Raw genomic sequence first — 23,353 nt, 5'->3', positions numbered from 1 at the left:
AACGGGAGCAGTATGGCCACCGAAACATCACGCCGGCTTGCGCGGAGTGTACTGTGCGTTGCTCTGGCCGTATTGGGAGCTACCGCTCAACCAGTCATGGCGACCTCATCGAGCACCATCAATGTGACGGTGATCCTCACTGCTGAGCCGTGCAAGGTTAACAACAATAATATTATTGAAGTTGATTTCGGCGACGACGTGCAGACCAAACTCGTAGACGGCAACTATAAAAAAATGCAAGTGCCGTACACAGTGCAGTGCCCGGCTGGCGCCCCCAGTGCGATGAGTATCCGGATAGAAGGCGCAGCGGCGGCGTTTGACAGCAGTGTGTTGACGACCAATATCGGCAATTTTGGAATTGCGATATTAACTGATGGGGCTCGGCTGCCGATCAACAGCTCCAAGGATTTCACTTACCCGAATTTGCCACGACTTTATGCAGTGCCGGTCAAGCGTTCCGGCGCCACTCTTAAAGGGGGGGGCTTCTCTGCGGGAGCGATCATGAGGGTGGAGTACCGGTGAACAGGAATAACGTGATGAAACTTTCTGCAGTCATGCTGCTGTTGCTGGTCAGTGGCATCAAGAGCGCGTCAGGTTGGGAGTCAGATAACCTGAAACTCCGCGGCACCCTGATTGAACCACCGCCATGCACCATCAACGACGGCGGTCAGGTGGATGTGAATTTCGGTAACCGGGTGGGTGTGAAAAAGGTAGATGGCGTGAACTATCAGCAAGTCATGAATTACCAAATCACCTGCGACCCCACTGCCAGTACCTGGGACATGACGCTGGAAATCATTGGTACTCCTGCGGATTACGATACTGCGGCAGTGACCAGCGACGTTGCTGACTTGGCGATCCAGATCAAGCAAAACGGCATGCCTTTTGAATTGAACAAGCCTATCCCAATAAAGTTGACGACCCCGCCTATTCTGTCGGCCGTGCCGGTCAAACGGGTTGGAGCAACGCTGATCGAAGGGCCGTTTGAGGCTACTGCGACTCTGCGGGCGGTATACCAATGAGCCCGTGCAAGAGGCATCTGTATGCGCTACCGCTGGCGTTGATGCTGAACCAGACGGCACACGCCGAGAATGTTCGGCTACACGGCGCTTTGGTGGCAGAACCTTGTGTGATTACGCCAGGGGGCGAGAGCATGATACTGGACTTTGGCACGGTGATAGACAAGGACCTGTATGTCCACCAGCGTACCCGCGGCCAGCCGTTTGATATTCGCCTGACGGGGTGCGATGCGAACTTGGGTAAAACAGTCAAGGTGACCTTTAGTGGTGCTGAAAGCCTGCATTTGGCCGGGATGCTGGCGATTGATGGTAAGGGTATTGCTATCGGTATGGAAACCCCGGCCGGCCAGAAACTACCGCTGAATAAGCCCGGTGAAGGAATTCGGTTGGTCAACGGCAGCAACACCCTGACGATGGTGGCATTTGTGCAGGGCGAACCGGTGGCAATAGCCAATAAGACCATTGAGCGCGGGCCGTTCAGCGCCATCGCCACCTTTAGACTGGACTATGAGTAAGGCTGAGAGTGACTGGTTGGCGGCGTATGTCTGGTTGGGAAAACGACGCCGGCACTCACCTCCAAATGCGGAGATGTGGCACCTGGGGTTCACACGAATATTTGCAGTTATTACTGCAGTTTTCGCAAGGAGCATTTGCTGACTCTAATACTTCAGCACCGTGATAAACCGACTTTATCGCACGCGTTGACAAATGCGACGCTGCGTAAAATAACCGCACGAGATTTTTTAATCTGGCTCGTGCACAACCGCTGCGACTTTACGAGCAAGCTCCACGAAGGGGACTGGCGGCAACAGGGTTGATCCGCCTAGTTGTTGCTGGTCAAGCATTGGCGCTGCTGGCCGCAGCGTAACTTCATCTGGGCTGAACCGATAAGCGCCAGTTACCTCCAAAAGAACGACAGGAACCCCCATGCAGATGCCGCAATACACCCTGTACTTGCTTCTAGGCGCGCTGGCTTGGATGCCTTGCTTCGCCTCTACTCTGGCCTTACAACCGGCTGGTACAACAGCAGACGGTCGAAACCGATATCTCATAACTTCCGTATCTGCTACGAACGCCCGCGTTAATGGTTTTATGCAAATGGCGCATGGCATTCTTTGGATCAAAGATTTAGATGGCGTCATGTCTCAGTGCGGGACTGACCAAACAGGGAGGCACTACCCGGAATGCACGGCTACTGTATGGTACCAGCCGGTTACCTGCGGTAACGCTGCGCAAGCGATTTCGATGTTCGGCCGCCTTGTAGGGAACATAATTTACTATGATGGAAACGGGGTGGCAAAGTGGCAATTCCACTGTGCCTCGCAGCAGGGTAATGGCTGGGCGATTGAGGGGCAGGTGAGCACTGCTCCGAAACCCCCACCTGTGTCGTGCACAAGCCCCTCAACCGAAATAATGATGCAGGGGCGCATTGGGTCACGGGTGGCCGATACGGCCAATGTTTACATCCACTGTGATTCAAAAGCTTCTCTCAAATTATCCATTTCTAATGGAGGGCGAGTTCAGTTGAGTGGAAGTGGGGAGGTTCAACTGAAATTTCCATTGACGGGAGAGGCCGTTCTAAATGTAACCGGAACCGACCCAATTGTGCGTATTGATGGCGAATTGACTAAATCGCCAACCACCGCAGGAACTTACCGGGGCTCTACCGTGCTACGTATCGACGTATTGTAAATATATCGATCGCAACGGGAACCGCTTCTGTCGATCCCGCCCTAAAGACCCCCATGTCAATGAAGGTTCAGGTCTTGCTCTCCTTCACTTATGGGCACGCTGAGACGATGGCCCAAACAATCGCTGAGGCGAGGCGTTCGGCGATTGTCGGAGTTTCACTTAGACGCGCTTCCGAATTAGTATCGACAGAAATGGCGCGCGAAGCAGTATTGAAGAAATGGAGCTTCGACTGAGCAGCGCGCCGCACAAGCTGCGGCGTCCGAAAGCTGGCTGTTGAGTATCCCTTCGGGCTGCTCAAGCAAGTGATGGAAGGCGGGTCTTATATAATGTAGTGGTCTAATGAAACCGGACACCCATTTAGGCGAGAATGCTCGCCAGATCGAGGTGTCAGATGACCAAACAACGCCGTTCCTTTTCTGTTGAATTCAAACGCGAGGCTGCCGATCTCGTGCTCAAGCAAAACTACAGCTACATCGAAGCCAGCCGTTCACTCGGCATTGGTGAGTCGGCCCTGCGTCGCTGGGTTGACCAGGTTCAGAAAGAGCGCCAAGGCGTCACCCCTCAAAGCAAGGCGCTGACACCGGAACAACAAAAGATTCAGGAGCTGGAAGCCCGGATCGCCCGCCTTGAGCGGGAAAAATCGCTATTAAAAAAGGCTACCGCGCTCTTGATGTCGGAAGATCACGAGTGTACGCGCTGATCAATCAGTTGAGCGTCCATGAGCCAGTCGATTGGCTGTGCAAGGTGTTTGAAGTCACTCGTTCGTGCTACTACGCCCAGCGCCTTAGGCGCCGCACGCCTGATGTTGAATGGCTTCGGTTACGCAGCCGGGTGAGCGAATTGTTCACGCAAAGTCGCAGTGCTGCGGGCAGCCGCAGCATTCTGTCGCTGATGCGTGAAGACGGTGAGCAGCTCGGTCGATTCAAAGTGCGCAGCTTGATGCGCGAGCTTGATTTAGTCAGTAATCAACCCGGCTCACATGCCTACAAACGAGCGACAGTAGAAAGACTCGATATCCCGAATACCTTGAACCGTGAGTTTGATGTGCCAGCCCCGAATCAAGTCTGGTGCGGCGACATCACCTACATTTGGGCCCAGGGCAAATGGCATTACTTGGCGGTCGTACTGGATCTTTGCACGCGCCGGGTGGTGGGCTGGGCGTTGTCGGAAAAGCCGGACGCCGATCTGGTTATCAAGGCCCTAGATATGGCCTACGAGCAGCGTGGCAGGCTTTCGGGTCTACTGTTTCACTCGGATCAGGGGGCCCAATACGCAAGCCGGCTATTTCGTCAGCGATTGTGGCGTTATCGCATGCGCCAGAGCATGAGTCGCCGGGGAAATTGCTGGGACAACGCGCCAATGGAGCGCGTGTTCCGCAGCCTAAAAACGGAATGGATACCGACCACGGGCTACAGAACGACTCAAGAAGCCAAGCGCGATATCAGCCACTTCTTGATGCATCGGTACAACTGGATTCGGCCTCACCAATTCAATGGTGGATTGCCACCAGCTCGGGCCGAGGAAAAACTTAACGTCGTGTCCGGGATTAGTTGACCACTACATTTCGTCAGTGCGACTCTTACCCTTAGCCCGGCGCCCGAGGTATTTAAGTCCAAGATCTGGCGGATTGACGAGTTCGCTGCAGATAGCCTCCGGGTCATACCTGGGCTTGATCTTGTCCTGGATGGCCCGTTCTTGAATCGCCTGCCAGAAGCGGAGATGTCTACGATGCTGGGGGCAGTCCAATTAGCAACACTTCTAGCACCCCTAATCAGTGAAACCGAACGAGACAGGTGATGTCCGATAGCTATCGGTAAAGGACGAGGTCGCCCGAGCGAGCATTGGGTCTACACTCAGTAAATTGATCGAACGACCTCAAAATGCCGGTTTAGCCGCGCGTTTATCTTGCCAATGCAGGAAACGCCCGTACTCAAAGCTGACAGAGTGAACCATGAAACAAAACATTCTTCTTGTGGCCGTTTGTGCTGCACTGATCCAAGGCTGCGCCGCCCCCTCCAAAAGCCATGAAGGATCACCTTCCATGCCTGCTGCTACCTCAGTTGCTGTAGCCCAGCCAGCATTATCCGCTTACTACTGGAACCTGGTCTCGGCTACTGATGCTTCGGGCAAACGTCTTGTCGCTCTGGACAAAGGTATTGAGCGCAAGTTGCGCGTCTCCTTCGGTGACGGGAGTCTCAATATCAGCGGTGGCTGTAATGGCCAGTTCGGTGGCTATCACTATCAGGAAGGGATTTTGAAGGTGCAGCCACTGGCCTCTACGCTTATGGGCTGCGACAAGAGTCTGATGGACCTTGACGCCCAGGTGGGTCGGCTGTTCAAGGGGGATCTGCGCGCTGTCATCACCGTTGATAACACGGAGCCGATGCTGCAACTGACGACATCGGACGGCTCTGTGCTCAAGCTACAGGGCGAGGCTACTCCGCAGACCCGATACGGTAGCAAGGGCGAGGTAAAGTTCCTGGAAGTGGCTTCCAAGACTGTCGAGTGCAGTCATCCGCTGATCCCTGACTATCAGTGTTTACAAGTGCGCGAGCGCCGCTATGACGCTGCCGGCCTGCAACTTCCGACCCAAGACACATGGCATTCGCTGTATCAGCCTATCGAAGGCTTCGAACATCATGACGGCGTGCGCACTGTGTTGCGGGTAAAGCAATACGAATGGAAGAATCCGCCAGCAGACGCCCCTTCGAAGGTCTATGTGTTAGATCTGGTGGTCGAGCAGGACGCTTCTGGGACTAATAAGTAAGCGAAATCTAAGGCGGTCGGTAGCCACGAGTAAACGGTGCATACCGGCCTGCCCCAGGCATTCGCGATTGATAAGGCCGTCCTCAGGCTGTTCGGATTAGAGGGGCAAGCAACGCTGGAAAAACGAAGTTCATCAGAACCAGTGTCACTAAGGTAGATGGCGTTTTGGAGATCTTCCGTGACGCTGCCTAAAAACTCTTTCCACGCGGATAAACACCTGTTTTCATGGCGCCGTGTTTAGCTTTTTAAGCGCGACATTACGTAGAAAGCACGGCCGAATTAGCTTGTGAATGATCTTGTTCAGCCGTCAAGTATATGAGTTATGGACAACACGATTAAGAGGCCGATGTTCATTCTGGGCGTCTCATTTTTTGCGGTAGGCCTGGCCGCATCTATTTCCGGAATATGGATTCCCGGTCTGGTTTTCATGGTTATCGGGATTTCCCGGAAACCGAAAAGTTAACCCCGCGCCTGCCTAACCTTGTCAGACGCCGCTGTTACTTTGTTGCCAGAGAGCCGCGCGCGGGCCACGGTCAATAAACAATCTGGCTGTGGCGAGCGCAAAGAAGAGTTGATCAGCGCATTGCGCCAGGGCAATTGATCCAAGTCAGCTCATCTGGCGCGTTCACCCGCTGCCACTGTCACATCCGATTGTGCAAGGTTGCGCAGTGCCACTGGAACTTTGCCGCTCGCAACGGCGAGTGCGCCCAAGGTCTCTGATCCGGCACGGCTCAGGTGCCCCCCGTCATAGTAGAGTGGGGTATTGCCTGCGAATGCCCTACATAGGCTGCCATCACAGATCAGGTCTCGCACGCTGAATGTCGATATGTTCTTCCTGCCCGCTGCCTTTTCAATGATCTGCAGGTTTACGCCCATCTCACCCCTGTCCTGGGCGATCGCTTTTGATGAACAGTCGAGAAACGGAATCTTCAGGGCTTTCCCTGGGCACTGCCGGTCCATTGCCGGGAACGTAGGCGCCTTTAGCGCAACCACCACGTTTTTTCCGCTGGCTTGAAGATCATCCAGTAACGCGTCTATGTCATTTGCGAACTCGGACTTGTTCTGTGCCTGATAAGACAGCCAACTGGCCCCGACTATGATCGTGTCGTACTTGAGCATTTCTTCCCTGGCCTTTGCATAATAGGCCGGGCAGCTGGTTTCATACGCCTGCCGAACATATTTGACGCTTCTGTTTCCAGGCAGTGGCGGACAGGCGGAGTGCTCGACATTTCTCACGGCGATGCCTTGGGATTTGGCGATCTGTGAGAGATAGCCTGCAAAGTGAGCGGCGTTTGAATCTCCGATCAAAAGAACTTTGGGGGCTTTGTTCATATCGCCAAATACGCACTTTCCATCGCTGAACAAAGCGGGCTTGTATGCCACCTGGCAGACGTAAACGGCTGCCGAAGCAGGCTGTGCGCCGTCTCGATGGGCAGTCAGGTTCTCCCTGTAGTTTTTCGGTGCGAGCGAATCAATGAGTCCACGCTGCTGCAGAACTACGCCTGAAAAAACAACGGTGAGCAGCGCAAGCGCAGGGATGGCTGCTGTTTTAGTCAAGCCGGTGTTGGTGGATCGGAACGGAACCTCAATGAATTTGTAGCTGGCATAAGTCAGCACCACCATGATCGCCAGACACAACGCCCCACCCGGCAGGCTCAGGTCTGCATATGCGTATCGGTAGAATGCGAGCACCGGCCAATGCCAGAGGTACAGTGAAAACGACACCAGGCCAATAGCAACCATTGGGCGTATTGACAGTACGGTACCGACAGCGGTTTGGCCAAGGCTGCCAGATGCGATGATCAGCGCAGCTCCGAGGGAGGGAGCCAGGGATATGAAGCCTGGAAACCCTGCGGTTTCTCGAATGAATGCCAATGACCAAACGAGCAGGGCAGCCCCGACCACGCCGATCGCCTGTGCCCCAATTCGCCCGGTTTTTCCCTTCAAGGTGTCGCAGGCAAAGAACACCAGGCCACCCAACAGCAGCTCACCAGCGCGCGATGGCAGCATGTAGTAGGCGAACGTAGGATCACTTATCAGCACGTGTTGGCCGTACCAGAACGAGGCGATGGCCAATACTACGGCGGTGCTTACCGTCAGTGCCCGGCCACCGAGCTTGTAAGTGATCAGAAGAAGCGCGGGCCATAGCAGATAGAACTGTTCTTCAACACCCAACGACCACATGTGCAGAAGCGGCACGGTGTCGGAAGACGCAGCAAAATAGCTGGTATCCAGAGACTTCCAGAAGTAAATGTTGGCAACCGACAGCGTCGTGGCAATCGCCGAGCGGGAGAGCACTTTAGCGTCATCGGGCAGCATGAACACAAGACCAAACAGCAGTGTGCTGATCGTCACAAAAAGCGCCGCCGGCAGAATTCGCCGCACCCGCCGCCGGTAGAACTCACCGAACGAAAAGGTGCCTGTCGCTACCTGCCTGGCAATGATGCCGGTAATCAGGAAGCCGGAAATCACGAAGAAGATGTCTACGCCGACAAAACCACCGGGTAGCCACTCTTTATTGAAGTGAAATATTACGACCGCCAAAACGGCAATGGCTCTCAGCCCGTCAATATCAGGGCGATAGCTGAGACTCTTGTTATGCATGAATTCCCTTTCCGCAGGCCGGCCGGCCAAGTTGATATCGCTGTGGGCTCTGAATTGAGTTCCGGGTATGTCAGCAATTGATTGTGCCCGCTCGACCAAAGGCTTTATAGCAGAAAGCCAGTAGGACGATCAGCGAGGATTCAACGCGTGAGCACCTTGTGTACGGCTCCACGAGCCAAGCGGATGGTCTGGGACGCCCGATAACACGTGGCTGGATTATTCCTCAGTAAAGAAATTTCCTACAAGCCTTGACCTTGCCACTGGAGGAACGTTTACGCTTTTTTCCACAACAAAAACAAGGTTAAAAGGTAGATCAATGGCTTCTGTCGGCCTCAAAAAAAGCTGTAGCCCTTTCTTGTACTCATTCACTCCTCCAAGTCCGTTGGGCAGGAGTGCGAACTTTCGCGTGCCGTTTCTCTCATTAATCGCCAATGGAACTCGTCATGAATAACGACACCACTTATCCCGATGCACTAAAACCGCAAAGCCGAGTTGGCCAGGCGGGATCGCCCACTGCGGCATCGGAGCTCCTGGATGTAGCCTTGCGGCCAGGTGCCAGCTATGCCCAAGTCACTGTCGCTCTTGAAGCACTTCTCGCACTGACCTCAAAGGGCCTGGCGGGGGATGAGGCATCCTACGCGCAATACCAGTCGTTGCTTCTGGATCTGCACATTCCGGGCGAACCGCGCACCGAACCGACCCGTCGCTGGATGGCGAGCCAGATATACCAAGTGGAAGATCAGTTCGCTCCCGCGCTGGCGGATTTCACCGCGCTGCCCGTGGACCAGTTCCGGAAGCGGGTCGACGCCGAAATCGCCGAGCGTAGCCGTGTGAAGCATCCGATGTCAGCGTATCTTTTTGAGGGGACGCCGTCTGTCGAGGATGTACGATTCTTCCTCGAACACCACTGGACCCGCTCGTACAACTTCTACAGCCTCCTGGCAGAACTGGCATTTCGCTTCGAAGCGATTGAAGACGCTTCGGTGTTCTATCGCAATCTCTATGGCGAAGCGGGAGCCGAGGCTCCTGACCGTTCGCATCCGGCATTGCTCTCGCACCTGATGACGTATTTCGATATTCCGTTGCGCGTCGATTTTCCCGCTCTTGACCCCTTGGAAAAGGCCTACCTCAATAACCGCATCCGCTGTGTACGGCATACGGACGTCGCGTGGGGGTTAGCGTTGTTGTACGCCGTCGAGTCCGTGAGTTGCGTCAACCACCGACGCATCTACGAGTTGTTGCAGCGCCTGGACGTTCCAGAGGAGCCAAGCGAGTTTCATCGCCTGCATGGCACTCAAGACGAGATCGATACTGAGGAAATGTGGGAGTTGATTGCCAAGTTCGCACCAGATGCAACCTTTCAGCACAAGTTCATGCAGTCGTTGACACGCCACTTCGAAATCAACCGGGCGTACTTCGATATGTTGTGGAAGAAGATGCAGCAACAGTAATCCACCTGCATCCCCTAGGCCACGATGGCGTATCTAGAACAGAAAGGAGCACGCATGATGAGTACTTGTAATTTTTCTTCGCAGCAACTCCAGAACTTGAACACCCCCAACGCTCGCGTGGTTGCCCGTGCGCTGGTGCCACACGCGCCGTATGCCGATATCGAAGCAGCGTCCAAGGTGCTCCGTGAATTGACCGAGTCGGCCCACCAGGGCGATGACGCGGCGTATGCCGAATATCAAAAACTGCTCTACATCCTTTCGTTGAGCGACGATGTACACACATCACTTACCCGGCGTTGGTTATCCGACGCAATCTATCGGGTGGAAGAGCGCTTCATATCCTCTGCGGATCTGTCCAGGCCGTTGTCCGAGGAGGGTTTCCAGGAGCATCTTGAGCGCGAGATTTCCTCGCAATCCCGTGAAAAACACCCTATGTCGCAGTTTGTGTTCGCAGGCCTTGCCTCGCCGGCACAGCTCCAGGTCTTTCTTCGGCATCAGTGGTTCCGTACCTTTCGCCTATACCGGGAGGCCGCGGATCTGCTGGTGAACCTGATGGATGTGGACGAGGCTGCAGCACTCGCGCGTTACCTCTACGGGGAGCTCGGAGAAGAGGACGAGCAGCGCTCGCACCCGCGCTTGCTGGCCAAGCTGCTCAACGCCATGGACCTGCAGGCAGACTTTCAGGCCATCTCGACGATGCCTGAAGAGATTGCCTACCTGAACAACCGCGCGCGCTGCTTCCGTGATCCCGATGTCAGCTTGGGCCTTGCAGTTTTCTACATCACCGAACTGGTGGTGCCAGGCAACCACGAGAAGCTGTATCGCGCTCTGCTCCAGGCGGGCCTGAGCGAAGACGCCGCCGAGTATTACAAGATCCACATCAGCCTCGTACCGCCGCGGGCCAAGCGCGAGTGGCAGTTGATCGCCCGACGCATTCCAGACCTGAAGTTCCAGAACGCGTTCCTGACGTCGTTGTCGCAGCACTTCCGCCTGGAAAGGGCTTACTACGATGCCGTCTGGGTAGAAATGCAGAAAGTGAAGTGATCGCTCCCCAGGACAACGCGAGCCAAATACCATGCCGAGTCACATAACCGAGTCGCGTATTTATGGGGGCGCTTATTCGTCCCCCGAATTTGCAGCGATCTTTTCTGATGCCAATCAGGTGCAAAAGTGGTTGGATGTCGAGCGGGCACTGGCGGCGACTCAGGCACAGATGGGCATTATTCCCGTCGAGGCCGCCCGGGAAATTGCACGGGTGGCCAAGGTAGAGCTGTTCGACCTCGAGGCGCTGGGTCGCGAAAGCATGGAAACAGGGCACATCCTGATTCCCGCCATCCGCGCCCTCGCCAGGGCGTGCGAAGGGGAGTGGGGCGAGTACGTGCATTACGGGGTGACCACACAGGACATCCTTGATACCGGGCTCATCCTGCAGATTAACGAAGCATGGGATCAGGTCCTGATCCGCTTGCACTCGATTCGCAGCCATCTGCTGGTGCTCGCCCAGCGTCACAAGCACACGCCGATGGTTGCGCGAACCCATGGCCAGCAGGCGCTGCCCACGACGTTCGGCTACAAGGTTGCGGTCTGGGTCGATGAGATAGACCGTCACCTGGAGCGCTTTGGCGAGGCTCGAGCGCGGGTGATGGTGGGCAACCTGACGGGGGCGGTGGGCACGATGGCTTCGTTTGGTGCCCAGGGCTTCGAGATCCAGCAGCGGACCTTGGCCAGCCTGGGGCTTGGTGCGCCGCTGACCAGTTGGCACTCGGCCCGCGACCGGATTCTGGAAGCCGCCTGGCTGCTGGTCCAGACCTCGGTGACGCTTGGCCGGGCCGCCAACGAAATCTATCACCTGCAGCGAACCGAAATCGATGAGGTTCGTGAGGGCTTCCGACCGGGGCAGGTGGGCAGCAGCACCATGCCTCATAAGCACAACCCCTCGACGGTGGACTTGATCAGTGCGCTGTCGCGTCTGGTCCGGGCACAGATGGTCGCCCTCACCGACGCTGCGTTTCAGTTGCACGAACGCGACGGTACGACGTGGCGAATCGAATGGGCAGCATTGCCGGAGCTGTTTATCTATGCCGGTGCGCTGCTCACGCGGATGGACGATTTGTTGGCGCTCGGGCTGGAAGTTCGCGAGGAGCGCATGCGCAGCAACCTCGATCTGCTCGGCGGTCTGATCCTGTCAGAGCGGGTGATGCTGGAGTTGGCCGCGCAGTTTGGCAAACAGACCGCCCATGAACTGGTGCACGAAGTATCGCTGCAGGCTCGGCGCCACGCTATCCCGTTTCGACAGGCCCTGCTTAACGACGAACGTCTGCGTGGGTGTTTCACCCTCAAAGCCCTCGAAGATCTGCTCAACCCCACCACCTATGTAGGGCTGGCGGCGGACATGGTCGACCTGGTCACTTGCAATACCGTACATGCGCCTTCAGGAAAAGACTTCGAAGGCACGCTTGAACCCAAGGAAATCCCAATCAGTCTCAGCCAGTGATGGAGGGTTATGTGATGGATTCGCAAACATTGGAAATGGTCGCCCGTTCTTCTTGCACCGCACGTTCGAACACCCGTAAGACACCACGAACCGAAGATACAAGTTGCCTGCACGAGCACAGCCACATTCTGGACTCGAAAACCCACGGAGGAGGCTATGCGGGCCCCGTGAGCCGGCAGATTTTCTGCAGTCATTGCCGCCTGCAGCGCTGGCTGGATGTGGAAGTCGCACTGGCGCTGGCCCAGGCCGAGGTCAATATCATTCCCCGACAGGCTGCACTCGATATCCAGAAGGCCGCGCAGCTCTCGGCGTTCGATCTGGACCAGGTGGACAGTGGCGTGGCCATGACCGGTCATTCACTGATGCCACTGCTCAACGCACTGCAAAAAAACTGCAATGCGACCGCGCGCGAGTACGTCCATTTTGGCGCCACGACCCAGGATATTCAGGACACTGCCCAGTCTCTTGAAATGCGCGATGTGCTGGATGCCATGGACCACGCGCTCAATGTACTGCTGAAAAAACTCACGGCACTGGCAAGCACTCATCGCGATTCGCTGATGGTCGCCCGCACGCACTCGATTCCGGCGCTGCCGACTACCTTTGCGCTGAAAGTCGCGGGGTGGATCGACGAACTGCTGCGCCATCGCGAACGCCTGGGCGAAGCACGCAGGCGGATTCTGGTGGTGCAACTGTTCGGCGGCGTGGGCACGATGGCCGCCTTCGGTGCTGAAGCGATGCCGATGCTCGAGGGGTTTGCCAGCAGGCTTGGCCTGGACGTGCCATTGGCGGGCTGGCATGTCTCCCGTGATCGAGTTGCCGAGTTTGTGAGCACGCTGGCGATGACAACCGCATCCCTGGCCCGTGTGGCAGACGAGATCCGTACTCTCAATCGCTGGGAGATCGGCGAGGTGGAAGTGGGCTGGACGGCGCAACAGATCGGCAGCAGCACCATGCCCCACAAACGCAACCCGGAAGGCTGCGAGCAGGTTGTGGTGCTCGCACGCCTGGCCAAGGCGCAAGTCATGCTTGCGCTGGATGCGATGATTCTGGAGCACGAACGCGATTATCGCGGTACTCGCCTGGAGTGGTGTGCGGTCGCGGATGTTTCCCACTATGCGCTGATGGCGCTCTCGCTGCTGACCGACACCATCAGCGAGTTGACCGTCAACGACAAGAAAATGGAGCGTACTGCCCAAGCCTTTGGTGATGCGATCTGCACCGAGGCTGTGGTGTTCGAAATGGCGCGCAAGCTCGGCAAGAGCAGCGCCTATGCAATCATTTTCGAGATATCCCAGGCCTGCCAGCGCGACCATGTATCGATCCGCGAGGCAGTCGAGTCCGATCCGCGAGTAACCGCTGTCATGGACAAGGACGCACTGGCCAGGTTGTTCGAGCCAAGGAGCCATCTTGGCATGGCGCAAACGATTGTTGACCGTGTCGTGGCCGAGGCCGGCAGCGGCCCTCACTGAACTTTCAGTCCTGAACATTGAGCCGCTACGGCGGGCATACCGCAAATCATGGAGAGAACAATGTCAAACGCTACCACTACAGATACCACCAAGGTGCAGCAGTTTTCCGCGCGCATCATGGAGGATTACGGCAACACTTTGCGCGGCGCCATGCTCTACATTGGCGATCAGTTGGGTTTGTTCAAGGCCCTGGCGGATTGCAAGGCAGTAACGCTGGAAGAGTTGGCGCAACAGACCGGCCTGAATGCGCGTTACCTGCGTGAGTGGCTGGGCAGCATGGTGACCGGCAGCTACCTGACCTACGACGCGCAGACCCGGCGCTACCAGATGCCTGCCGAATTCGTGCCGGTGCTCGCCGATGAGGATTCACCTTACTTCGCAGGCGGCATCATCCAATTGAGTGTGCCGTTCGTGAGCATGGCACCCAAGGTTATCGAGGCCTTCCGCAACGGCGGCGGGTGCCCGGAGGAAGCGTTCCCGATCGAGACCTGGGAGGGCATGGAGCGCATGACAATGCCCTGGTACAAGCACTTTCTTGTCCAGCACTGGATCCCGTCGCTCGAGGGTGTCGAACAAAAGCTCAGGGCCGGTGGCAGCATGCTGGACTTTGGCTGCGGCAGCGGCCTGGCTGCGATCACAATGGCCAAGGCGTACCCCGAGGCACGCATTGTCGGCTGTGATTTTCACCTGCCCTCCATCGAGCGAGCGCGGGAGAACGCCAAAGCAGCCGGCGTGGGTGATCGGGTGCAGTTCGAGGTCAGTGATTCCGATGCCTTGGTAGGCCAGACATTCGACTTCGTGACCACCTTCGTGGTGATCCACGACGCCACTGACCCGCAGCAAATGCTCAAGGACCTGCGTGCAGTGACCGCCGAGGACGGTACCTACCTGATGGTCGAACTCAACCTGTCCGAAGAGCTGCACGAGAACATGAACCTGTTCGGGCGAGTCATGTACCCCCAGAGCACGCTCTATTGCATGACGTGTTCGCTGTCCCACGGTGGTGCCGGCCTTGGCGCGTTCATGGGAGAGAAACGTGCGCGGGAGATGGCCGAGATGGCCGGCTTCAGTCACTTCCGCAAGGTGCCCTCTGCGTGGCCGCCGATGCCGGCGTTGTTCGAACTCAAGCCCTGACAAGGTATGGCCCGACAGTACACTGATAAGTACTGTCGGGCACGCTGCGGCGTTCCCCGCCTGCCGTCCCGTCACCACCCCGGCCGCCCTGCTGAACCCACGGCGGCCGGGGCGTTCCAGCACCGCAGAGGTGCTCGGCATTCCAAGTGTTTCGACGCTAAAAAACCCTTGACCTTCCAAACGTGGCAAGTCGGATAAGTACTCGCAAGCTGTCCCAGCAACGCAAGTCGATTCCCGTGCGAAAGGCCAACTGATGAACGTCAAACGCGTAACCCTGATCACTGCGGCGATAAGCGTCGCGTTCACCCTCGTCGGATGCAAGGAGACGGTTCCCGCCGCTGATCCCGCCAAGCCACCCAGTGTGCCGGTGGCCGAAGTGATCGTGCGTCCGGTGACGCCCTATGTCGAATTCACCGGCTCGCTGACGGCGATCAAGCGGGTCGAGCTGCGCCCGCGGGTTGCTGGTTATATCCAGGAGGTGAGCGTGCCCGAAGGCCGCTTCGTGGAGAAGGGCAGCAAACTCTTTCTTATCGATCCGCGCGTCTTCCAGGCCGCGCTGAACGCTGCCACGGCACGCCTGCGCGAGGCTGAAGCGGCGTCGCTGCTTGCCCAGGCGGAATATGCGCGAGCCCAACAACTGTTTACGCAAAAGGTCGTCGCCCGTGATCGGCTCGACACGGCCATTGCATCGCGCAATGCGGGCCAGGCCCAGGTCGATGCCGCAAAGGCTGCGCTGGATGCTGCCAGACTGGACCTGAGTTTCACCCGTGTCACCGCACCGATCAGTGGGCGGGTCGGGCAAACCCTCGTCACCGAAGGCAATTATGTGACCAATGGGGTGACGGCGCTGACCACGATCGTCTCTGTCGACCCCCTGCATGTGTACTTCGATGTTGACGAGCGCACGTACTTGCGCTCGCTCGCGGCCGGCCGCGCCGGTGCAAGCCCGCAGGGTACACAGACAGCGAAGGTGATGGTGGCATTGGCCACTGACAAGCAGTATTCACGGCAAGGACGCGTCGATTTTCTCTCCAACGCCGCCGACCGCAAGACCGGAACGCTGCGGGTGCGCGCCGTAGTCGATAACCCTGACGGACAATTGACCCCCGGCCTGTTTGCCAAGGTGAAGCTGGAGACCGGTAAGCAACAGGCCAGGGTGCTGATCTCCGATCAATCGATTGGTACCGATCAGGGCAGCCGTTATGTACTGGTAGTCGGCAAAGACGACAAGACCCAGTACCGCCCGGTCGAACTCGGCCCGATGGTGGATGGCCTGCGCGTGATCGAACAAGGTCTGCAGCCGGGCGAGCGCATCGTCGTCAAAGGCCTGGTGCGCCCGGACATGCAAGTCACGCCGCAGGCGGCCGCGATTGATGGTACGCCCGTCACGGCGCAGCAAACCCTGGGGGCAGTGCAATGACTTTCCCGCGTTTCTTCATTGATCGCCCGATCTTTGCCATCGTCCTCTCGATTTTGATGATGATTGCCGGCATCGTCGCCTTCTTCCAACTACCGCTCAGCGAATACCCGGCGGTCACACCGCCGACTGTACAAGTAACGGCTTCCTACCCGGGCGCCAACCCCCGGGTGATTGCCGAAACAGTGGCAGCGCCACTGGAGCAGGCGATTACCGGGGTCGAGGGCATGCTGTACATGTCGTCACAGTCGGCCACCGATGGCCGAATGGTCCTGACCATCACGTTTGCCCAAGGCACGAACCCCGATATCGCACAGATCCAGGTACAAAACCGGGTTTCGCGGATCCTGCCGCGTTTGCCTGAAGAGGTGCAGCACCAGGGCGTCGTTACCCAGAAGACTTCGCCGGACATGCTGATGGTGGTTCACCTGCTGTCCCCCGATAAACGCTACGACCCGTTATATATTTCGAACTACGCCTACCTCCAGGTACGCGATGAATTGTCGCGTCTGCCCGGCATCAGCGATGTCTTGGTGTGGGGCGCCGGTGAGTACAGCATGCGGCTGTGGCTTGACCCGGACCTGATTGCCGCGCGCGGGCTGACCGCCGGCGAGGTAATTGATGCGGTGCGCGAGCAGAACGTGCAAGTGGCGGCCGGCTCGGTCGGCCAGGCGCCCAATTCCAGCGCCGCTTTCCAGGTGACGGTGAACACCCTCGGGCGCTTGACCGATGAGCAGCAGTTCGGCGACATCATCATTCGCACCGGAGATGACGGCCAGGTAACGCGCTTGCGCGATGTCGCCCGTATCGAGATGGGCGCCGATGCCTACGCATTGCGCAGCCTGCTCGATGGCGAAGCGGCCGTTGCGTTGCAAATCATCCAGAGCCCGGGCGCCAATGCCCTTGACGTCGCCCAGGCGGTGCGCGAGACCATGCAGCGGCTGGAGGGGGACTTCCCCGTGGGGCTCAGCTCGCGAATTGCCTATGACCCGACAGTCTTTGTGCAGGCCTCGCTGGAGTCGGTGGCGATCACCTTGCTGGAGGCGATCATTCTCGTCGTGATTGTGGTGGTGTTGTTCCTGCACAACTGGCGCGCGTCGCTCATTCCCCTCATGGCTGTGCCGGTGTCTCTGGTGGGCACCTTCGCGGTCATGCACTTGATGGGTTTTTCGCTCAACACCCTGTCGTTGTTCGGCCTGGTGCTGTCGATCGGGATTGTGGTCGACGACGCGATTGTCGTGGTGGAGAACGTCGAACGGCATATCGAGAATGGCGAGGAGCCTACCCAGGCCGCCAGGCTGGCCATGGACGAGGTGACCGGTCCCATCATTGCGATAACCTCGGTGCTGGCTGCCGTGTTTATCCCGACGGCGTTCCTTAGCGGTCTGCAGGGCGAATTCTATCGCCAGTTTGCGCTCACGATTGCCATCTCGACCATTCTGTCGGCGGTCAACTCGCTGACCCTCAGCCCAGCGCTCGCCGGGCTCCTGCTGCAGCCGCGCAAGCAAGGAAGCATCCATGATCCGCGAAGCCTGAGGGGGCGTGTCGAGAGGCTGTTCAGCACCCTGGGCCGGCCGTTCCAACGTGCGCCACAGGCCTATGGCAATACGGTCCGCAAGGTTGTCCGGCTCAGCGGCCTGGTGCTGGTGGTGTACGTTGGTCTGCTGGCGCTGACCTCGTTCGGTTTCAATGCCGTACCGCCGGGCTTCGTGCCGATGCAGGATAAATATTATCTGGTGGGCATCGCGCAACTGCCCAACTCGTCGTCGTTGGATCGTACCGAAGCCGTGGCCAAACAGATGTCGCAGATCGCCCTGGAGGAGCCGGGGGTTGAAAGCGTGGTGGCGTTCCCGGGGCTTTCGATCAACGGTTTCGTCAACGTGCCGAACGCTGCTGTGATGTTCATCATGCTCGACCCGTTCAAGGATCGCGTCTCTCCTGATCTGGCGGCGACTGCAATCGCCGGGCGCCTGCAAGGCAAGTTTGCAGGTATTCCCGATGGCTTCCTCGGTGTTTTCCCACCACCACCGGTGCCGGGTCTCGGTGCGACCGGGGGCTTCAAGATGCAGGTCGAGGACCGCGGCGGCGCCGGGCTTGATGCCCTGGTACAGCAGACCCAGATGCTGATGATGAAAGCCACCGAATCAGGGCAATTGGCAGGGTTGATGACCAGTCTTGATGTCAATGCACCGCAGCTCGACGTCGTCATCGACCGCACTCAGGTCAAGAGCCAGGGCGTTCTCCTGTCTGATGTTTTCGAGGCGCTGCAGGTTTACCTCGGCTCCTTGTATGTCAACGACTTCAACCGTTTTGGCCGCACTTATAAGGTCACGGCGCAGGCCGATACGGACCACCGCATGCAGGCCGAAGCCATCGGCCGCTTGCAAGTGCGCAACGCTGCCGGGGACATGTTGCCGTTGTCCTCGTTTGTGACCGTCACGCCGAGTTCCGGTCCGGATCGGGTGATTCACTACAATGGCTACCCCTCGGCGGATATTTCAGGGGGCGCGATGCCGGGCGTGAGTTCAGGACAAGCGGTTTCGCTTATGGAGCGCCTGGCGAAGGAAGTCTTGCCTGAAGGCATGACCTTCGAGTGGACGGACCTTACCTACCAGCAAAAGCTGGCCGGCGATTCGGCGCTGTTCATTTTCCCGCTGTGTGTGTTGCTCGCCTATCTGATCCTCGCTGCGCAGTACAACAGCTGGCTGTTGCCCCTGGCGGTGTTACTGATTGTGCCGATGTGCCTGTTGAGCGCGATCATCGGCGTGTGGCTGATGGACGGCGATAACAACGTTTTTGTGCAGATCGGGCTCATCGTACTAGTCGGCCTGGCTGCCAAAAACGCGATTCTCATTGTCGAGTTTGCCCGCACCCTGGAAGCCCAGGGATCGAGTGCGCTGGAGGCGGTTGTCGAGGCATGCAGGTTGCGGCTGCGCCCAATCCTGATGACCTCCCTGGCCTTTGTCGCCGGTGTCGTGCCGCTGGTGTTTGCCAGCGGTGCCGGTGCCGAGATGCGCCAGGCCATGGGGGTTGCGGTGTTTGCCGGGATGCTCGGCGTGACGCTGTTCGGGTTGTTCCTGACACCGGTTTTTTATGTGGTGATACGTGGCCTGGCGGCCCGCTTCGAGCGGCGCAGTCCAACAGCCAAGCCGCGCATGGAGGAGAGCGCGTCATGAGTGTTTCCTATCAAGCTGTTCTGGTTCCCCTGACGACACTCATGCTGCTGGCCGGCTGCGCGGCCGTGGGTCCCGACTACGCTGCACCGTCGCTGCCTGCATCGCAGTTTCCCGCAAGCTTCGGTGAGCTGTCTGCCGGGCTTGGTCCGGGCAATGTCGAGGTTCAGTGGTGGCGGGCATTCGACGAACCTGCGCTGACCGGTTTGGTCCAGCGGGCGCTTGCGGCCAACCACGACATAGCGATTGCGGCTATGCGGCTCGAAGAAGCCAAGGCCATGTTGCGCGAAAGCCGCCAGGGCTTCATGCCGCGTGGAGGTCCTGCGCTCAGTTATGAGAACCGTCGCTGGAGTGAAGTCGAGACGCCGGCTGGCCAGTCGCGTCAGAACGAAACCTGGCGTGGTGCGGTCGACGCCTCCTGGGAAATCGACCTCTTTGGCCGCGTGCGTCGCTCGGTGGAGGCGGCGCGTGCCCAGGCCGGCTCACGCGAGGCATTGCTGCGCGGGGTGCAGGCGAGTGTGGCAGCCGAAGTGGCGGCCACCTGGTTCGAGCTACGGGGTATCGAGGCCGAGTTGGCGGTCGCCGGCGATATCAGCCAAAGCCAGCGCGAAAGCCTGGGCATGGTCGAGCGCCTGGTGAACGCGGGGGCGGCCACCGAATTTGACCGGCTGCGTGCCGAGGCGTTGTTGCGCTCGGTCGAGGTGACCGTGCCTGAGCTGGAGCGTCGCCGTGGGGCTTCTATCAACGCCTTGGCAATCCTCCTTGGTGAGCCTCCGCAGATGTTCAAGCCACCCGCCGCCAAGGCTGGGGATCAAGCGCTGGCCCTGCGAACGATCGCCGTCGGTGATCCCGCTGCATTGCTTTCCAGGCGCTCCGATATTGCGGCGGCGGAACGTTCTCTTGCGGCAGCCACCGCTCGAATCGGGGTCGAGACCGCCGGTCTTTACCCCGAGGTCCAGGTGCAAGGCTCAATTGGTGTGGTGACGGGCAGCCTCGACGGGATGAGTGGCGCTGGCGCACTGTCCAGCTTTATCGGGCCGATGATTCGCTGGTCGTTGCTTGATACCGGGCGTGTGCGCGCCAGGATCGCGGCCAGCGAGGCACGCAGCAAAGAAGCGTTGATCGTCTACGACCAGACTGTATTGCGCGCGCTGCAGGAAACCGATGATGCCTTCAAGGCCAACGATGCCGCGGGCAATACCTTCGGGCTGCGCCTGCTTGAGTCGGCGGCCAACCGTGAGGCCGCTCGTCTTGCCCGGGCACGGTTCTCGGAGGGTGAAGGTGTCTACTTGGATGTGCTTGAGGCCGAACGCGCCGATTATGTCAGTCGACGGGCACTGACCGTCGCACGGACCCGACAGCGGCTTGCTGTTGTCGGTATCTACAAGGCGCTGGGCGGCGGATGGGAAATCTGCGCGCAGGCGCAGCAGGACTGCGACGGCGCGGACGCCACACCGGACGTGAGCCTGGCGAAACAAATGATCCAAAAGCCTTGACCTTCCCATGCCGGGAAGCTTCAGGCTTGCTTCATCAGCAATATTCAAGGGGTAATGCAATGGCTACGGTTTCCCATCAGCAGGGGTCCAATCCATCCGGAGCACGGGACACGCGCCTGAGCCTGCCGGTCGAGGGCATGACGTGCGCATCCTGCGTCGGCCGTGTCGAGCGCGCGCTCAAAGCGGTACCCGGTGTGCATAAGGCCGCCGTCAATCTTGCCACCGAACGCGCCGACATCACGTTCAGCGGGGTTGCCGACCCTCAGGCGGCGGTACGTGCCATCGAGAGCGCAGGCTATAACGTGCGCGAAGAGACTACTCACCTCGCGATAGAAGGCATGACCTGTGCATCGTGTGTGGGCCGGGTAGAGAAGGCTCTTGCAAAAATCCCCGGTGTGCTCGAAGCCACTGTCAACCTGGCCACCGAACGCGCACGGGTACGTCATCTTGCCGGTGCCGTCTCCACGCCGGACCTTGAAGCAGCGGTGGAGCGGGCCGGCTACAAGGCCCGCAGCTTGTCCGCCGAGTCGCCGAGCGAGGGTGACCAGGACGCCGCCCGGCGCGATAGCGAAGCTCGGGCGTTGCAGCGTTCGATGTTGATTGCTGCACTCCTGACCTTGCCGGTGTTCATCCTCGAGATGGGCTCGCACCTTATCCCTGCCATGCATCATTGGGTGATGGGGGTCTTGGGGCAGCAGACGAACTGGTATGTACAGTTCGTGCTGGCCAGCCTTGTGCTGTTCGGCCCGGGGCTGCGGTTCTTCCGCAAAGGTGTGCCTGCGTTGCTGCGGGGTGCGCCAGACATGAACTCGCTGGTTTCGGTCGGCACGGCGGCGGCTTACGGTTATTCGCTGGTTGCGACGTTTATGCCCCAGGTACTGCCGCAGGGCACCGCCAACGTCTACTTCGAAGCCGCCGCGGTTATCGTGACCTTGATCCTGCTGGGCCGCACCTTGGAGGCACGCGCCAAGGGCCGAACCTCGCAGGCGATCAAGCGGCTGGTCGGCCTTCAGGCCAAGACCGCGCGCGTGGAGCGTAACGGTGAAATGCTCGAAGTTGCGCTCGACCAGGTGACGACCGGCGACATTGTGTTCGTCCGTCCGGGGGAGAAGGTTCCGGTCGATGGCGAGGTCATTGAAGGCACATCGTACGTTGATGAAAGCATGATCAGCGGCGAACCGGTGCCCGTGTCCAAAGGCGTGGGCGCCGAAGTCGTCGGCGGCACGATCAACAAGACGGGCGCGTTCAGTTTCCGCGTTACCAAAGTGGGGGCCAACACGGTCCTCGCGCAGATTATCCGTCTGGTCGAAGAGGCGCAGGGTTCCAAGCTGCCGATCCAGGCGCTGGTGGACAAAGTCACGATGTGGTTCGTCCCGGCGGTGATGGCTGCGGCCACGGCTACCTTCCTGGTCTGGCTGATTTTTGGCCCGACGCCGGCGCTGACCTTTGCGTTGGTCAATGCGGTGGCGGTGCTCATTATTGCCTGCCCTTGCGCCATGGGGCTGGCCACGCCGACCTCGATCATGGTCGGCACGGGCCGCGCCGCTGAAATCGGAGTGCTGTTTCGCAAGGGCGAAGCGTTGCAGGCGCTACGCGATGTGACGGTTATCGCGCTCGACAAGACCGGTACGCTGACCAAGGGCCGGCCTGAATTGACCGACCTCGTTCCCGCCGAAGGCTTTGAATACGACGAAGTCCTGGCGCTTGTCGCGGCGGTGGAGACCCGCTCCGAACATCCGATTGCCGAAGCGATTGTAAACGCGGCGAAGAACAAGGGCATCACGCTCGCGCCTATCGAGGCATTTGACGCTACACCGGGCTTTGGCGTGGCGGCGAAGGTCTCCGGGCGCACAGTCTCTGTGGGTGCCGACCGCTTCATGACGCAGTTGGGCCTTGATGTGAGTAGCTTCCAGTCGACCGCCCAGCGTCTTGGCGAGCAAGGCAAGAGCCCGCTGTATGCGGCGATTGACGGACGCCTGGCAGCGGTGATCGCGGTTGCCGATCCGATCAAGGAGACCACACCCGAGGCAATCAAGGCGCTGCACGCGCTGGGGCTCAGGGTGGCGATGATTACCGGTGACAATGCGGCCACTGCCGCGGCAATCGCCAGGCAGTTGGGGATTGATGAGGTGGCGGCCGAGGTGCTGCCTGACGGTAAGGTCGCGGCGCTGAAGAAGTTTCGCAGTAACGGTGCGCGGGTTGCCTTCGTGGGTGACGGTATCAACGACGCACCGGCACTTGCCGAAGCCGATGTGGGGCTGGCCATCGGCACCGGCACCGATGTAGCAATCGAAGCGGCTGATGTGGTGTTGATGTCGGGCGACCTGCGTGGCGTACCGAACGCCATCGCCCTCAGCCAGGCGACGATCCGCAACATCAAGCAGAACCTGTTCTGGGCCTTCGCTTACAACGCTTTGTTGATCCCGGTAGCGGCGGGCGCACTGTACCCGGTGAACGGCACATTGCTTTCGCCGATCTTCGCCGCGGCGGCGATGGCGCTCTCCAGCATCTTCGTGCTCGGTAATGCGCTGCGGCTCAAGCGCTTCCGGGCACCGATGACGGTAGAGAGCAGCGCTGAGATGCCAGTGGGTGGGGCGGTGTCGTCCAAGCCACGCCTGGCGAATGAGCATTGATA

Annotated in this window: 15 protein-coding genes and 1 pseudogene; 15 read left to right on the top strand and 1 reads right to left on the bottom strand. The window is 58.8% G+C overall.

The window, feature by feature from the left end; translation table 11 throughout:
• Window positions 1-12: 12 nt before the first annotated feature.
• The 6 genes from OQ460_RS15375 (at window position 13) to OQ460_RS15350 (ending at window position 5,478) form a co-directional block, all read left to right on the top strand.
• Window positions 13-522, top strand: a complete 510-nt coding sequence (locus OQ460_RS15375) for a fimbrial protein (RefSeq protein ID WP_410018295.1) — start codon at window positions 13-15, stop codon at window positions 520-522.
• A 14-nt stretch (window positions 523-536) separates the two neighbouring features.
• The gene (locus tag OQ460_RS15370) at window positions 537-1,022 is read left to right on the top strand and encodes a fimbrial protein (protein WP_410018294.1); all 486 of its coding nucleotides are present in this window, start codon (window positions 537-539) and stop codon (window positions 1,020-1,022) included.
• Window positions 1,019-1,534 carry a fimbrial protein gene (locus OQ460_RS15365; RefSeq protein WP_410018293.1) on the top strand — a complete coding sequence of 172 codons (516 nt, stop codon included), beginning with the start codon at window positions 1,019-1,021 and terminating at the stop codon, window positions 1,532-1,534. The genes OQ460_RS15370 and OQ460_RS15365 overlap by 4 nt, the downstream gene beginning before the upstream one ends.
• A gap of 412 nt (window positions 1,535-1,946) precedes the next feature.
• Complete coding sequence (locus OQ460_RS15360) at window positions 1,947-2,711, top strand: hypothetical protein (protein WP_410018292.1); 765 nt, start codon at window positions 1,947-1,949, stop codon at window positions 2,709-2,711.
• Between the two features lie 391 nt (window positions 2,712-3,102).
• Window positions 3,103-4,265, top strand: a protein-coding gene (locus tag OQ460_RS15355) for an IS3 family transposase (RefSeq protein ID WP_410018291.1) whose coding sequence is annotated in 2 segments (ribosomal slippage) — window positions 3,103-3,355 and window positions 3,355-4,265 — 1,164 coding nt in all. Because the reading frame shifts where the segments join, the coding sequence is not laid out codon by codon here.
• Between the two features lie 397 nt (window positions 4,266-4,662).
• A complete protein-coding gene (locus OQ460_RS15350; RefSeq protein ID WP_410018290.1) occupies window positions 4,663-5,478 on the top strand; it encodes a DUF4377 domain-containing protein in 816 nt (271 codons plus the stop codon).
• Between the two features lie 611 nt (window positions 5,479-6,089).
• Here OQ460_RS15350 and OQ460_RS15345 read toward each other — a convergent pair.
• Window positions 6,090-8,081 (bottom strand): acyltransferase family protein, encoded by a 1,992-nt coding sequence (locus OQ460_RS15345; RefSeq protein ID WP_410018289.1) that lies wholly within the window; start codon window positions 8,079-8,081, stop codon window positions 6,090-6,092.
• A 443-nt stretch (window positions 8,082-8,524) separates the two neighbouring features.
• On the opposite strand from OQ460_RS15345, the gene OQ460_RS15340 reads away from it, so the two are divergent.
• From OQ460_RS15340 to OQ460_RS15300, 9 genes and pseudogenes are all read left to right on the top strand, one after another.
• Window positions 8,525-9,532 (top strand): HOASN domain-containing protein, encoded by a 1,008-nt coding sequence (locus OQ460_RS15340; RefSeq protein ID WP_410018288.1) that lies wholly within the window; start codon window positions 8,525-8,527, stop codon window positions 9,530-9,532.
• A gap of 57 nt (window positions 9,533-9,589) precedes the next feature.
• Window positions 9,590-10,576, top strand: coding sequence for an HOASN domain-containing protein (locus tag OQ460_RS15335; RefSeq protein WP_410022023.1), 987 nt, complete (start codon window positions 9,590-9,592; stop codon window positions 10,574-10,576).
• Window positions 10,577-10,607: 31 nt separating this feature from the next.
• Window positions 10,608-12,031 (top strand): annotated as a pseudogene (gene purB / locus OQ460_RS15330) (adenylosuccinate lyase); the annotation flags it as partial.
• A 9-nt stretch (window positions 12,032-12,040) separates the two neighbouring features.
• A complete protein-coding gene (locus tag OQ460_RS15325) occupies window positions 12,041-13,498 on the top strand; it encodes a class-II fumarase/aspartase family protein (RefSeq protein ID WP_410022022.1) in 1,458 nt (485 codons plus the stop codon).
• Window positions 13,499-13,558: 60 nt separating this feature from the next.
• The gene (locus tag OQ460_RS15320) at window positions 13,559-14,632 is read left to right on the top strand and encodes a class I SAM-dependent methyltransferase (RefSeq protein WP_410018287.1); all 1,074 of its coding nucleotides are present in this window, start codon (window positions 13,559-13,561) and stop codon (window positions 14,630-14,632) included.
• Window positions 14,633-14,885: 253 nt separating this feature from the next.
• Window positions 14,886-16,052 carry an efflux RND transporter periplasmic adaptor subunit gene (locus tag OQ460_RS15315; RefSeq protein WP_410018286.1) on the top strand — a complete coding sequence of 389 codons (1,167 nt, stop codon included), beginning with the start codon at window positions 14,886-14,888 and terminating at the stop codon, window positions 16,050-16,052.
• Window positions 16,049-19,225, top strand: a complete 3,177-nt coding sequence (locus tag OQ460_RS15310) for an efflux RND transporter permease subunit (protein WP_410018285.1) — start codon at window positions 16,049-16,051, stop codon at window positions 19,223-19,225. The genes OQ460_RS15315 and OQ460_RS15310 overlap by 4 nt, the downstream gene beginning before the upstream one ends.
• Window positions 19,222-20,718, top strand: coding sequence for an efflux transporter outer membrane subunit (locus OQ460_RS15305; protein WP_410018284.1), 1,497 nt, complete (start codon window positions 19,222-19,224; stop codon window positions 20,716-20,718). The genes OQ460_RS15310 and OQ460_RS15305 overlap by 4 nt, the downstream gene beginning before the upstream one ends.
• A 59-nt stretch (window positions 20,719-20,777) precedes the next feature.
• Window positions 20,778-23,351: a heavy metal translocating P-type ATPase gene (locus tag OQ460_RS15300; protein WP_410018283.1), complete on the top strand. Its 2,574-nt coding sequence runs from the start codon at window positions 20,778-20,780 to the stop codon at window positions 23,349-23,351.
• Window positions 23,352-23,353: the final 2 nt, after the last annotated feature.

Origin of the sequence: Pseudomonas imrae (assembly GCF_046352735.2) — a bacterium.
Taxonomy (GTDB): Bacteria; Pseudomonadota; Gammaproteobacteria; order Pseudomonadales; family Pseudomonadaceae; genus Aquipseudomonas; species Aquipseudomonas imrae.
Note: the sequence above shows the minus strand (reverse complement) of the source record. Positions and strands in the feature narration are given on the sequence as shown.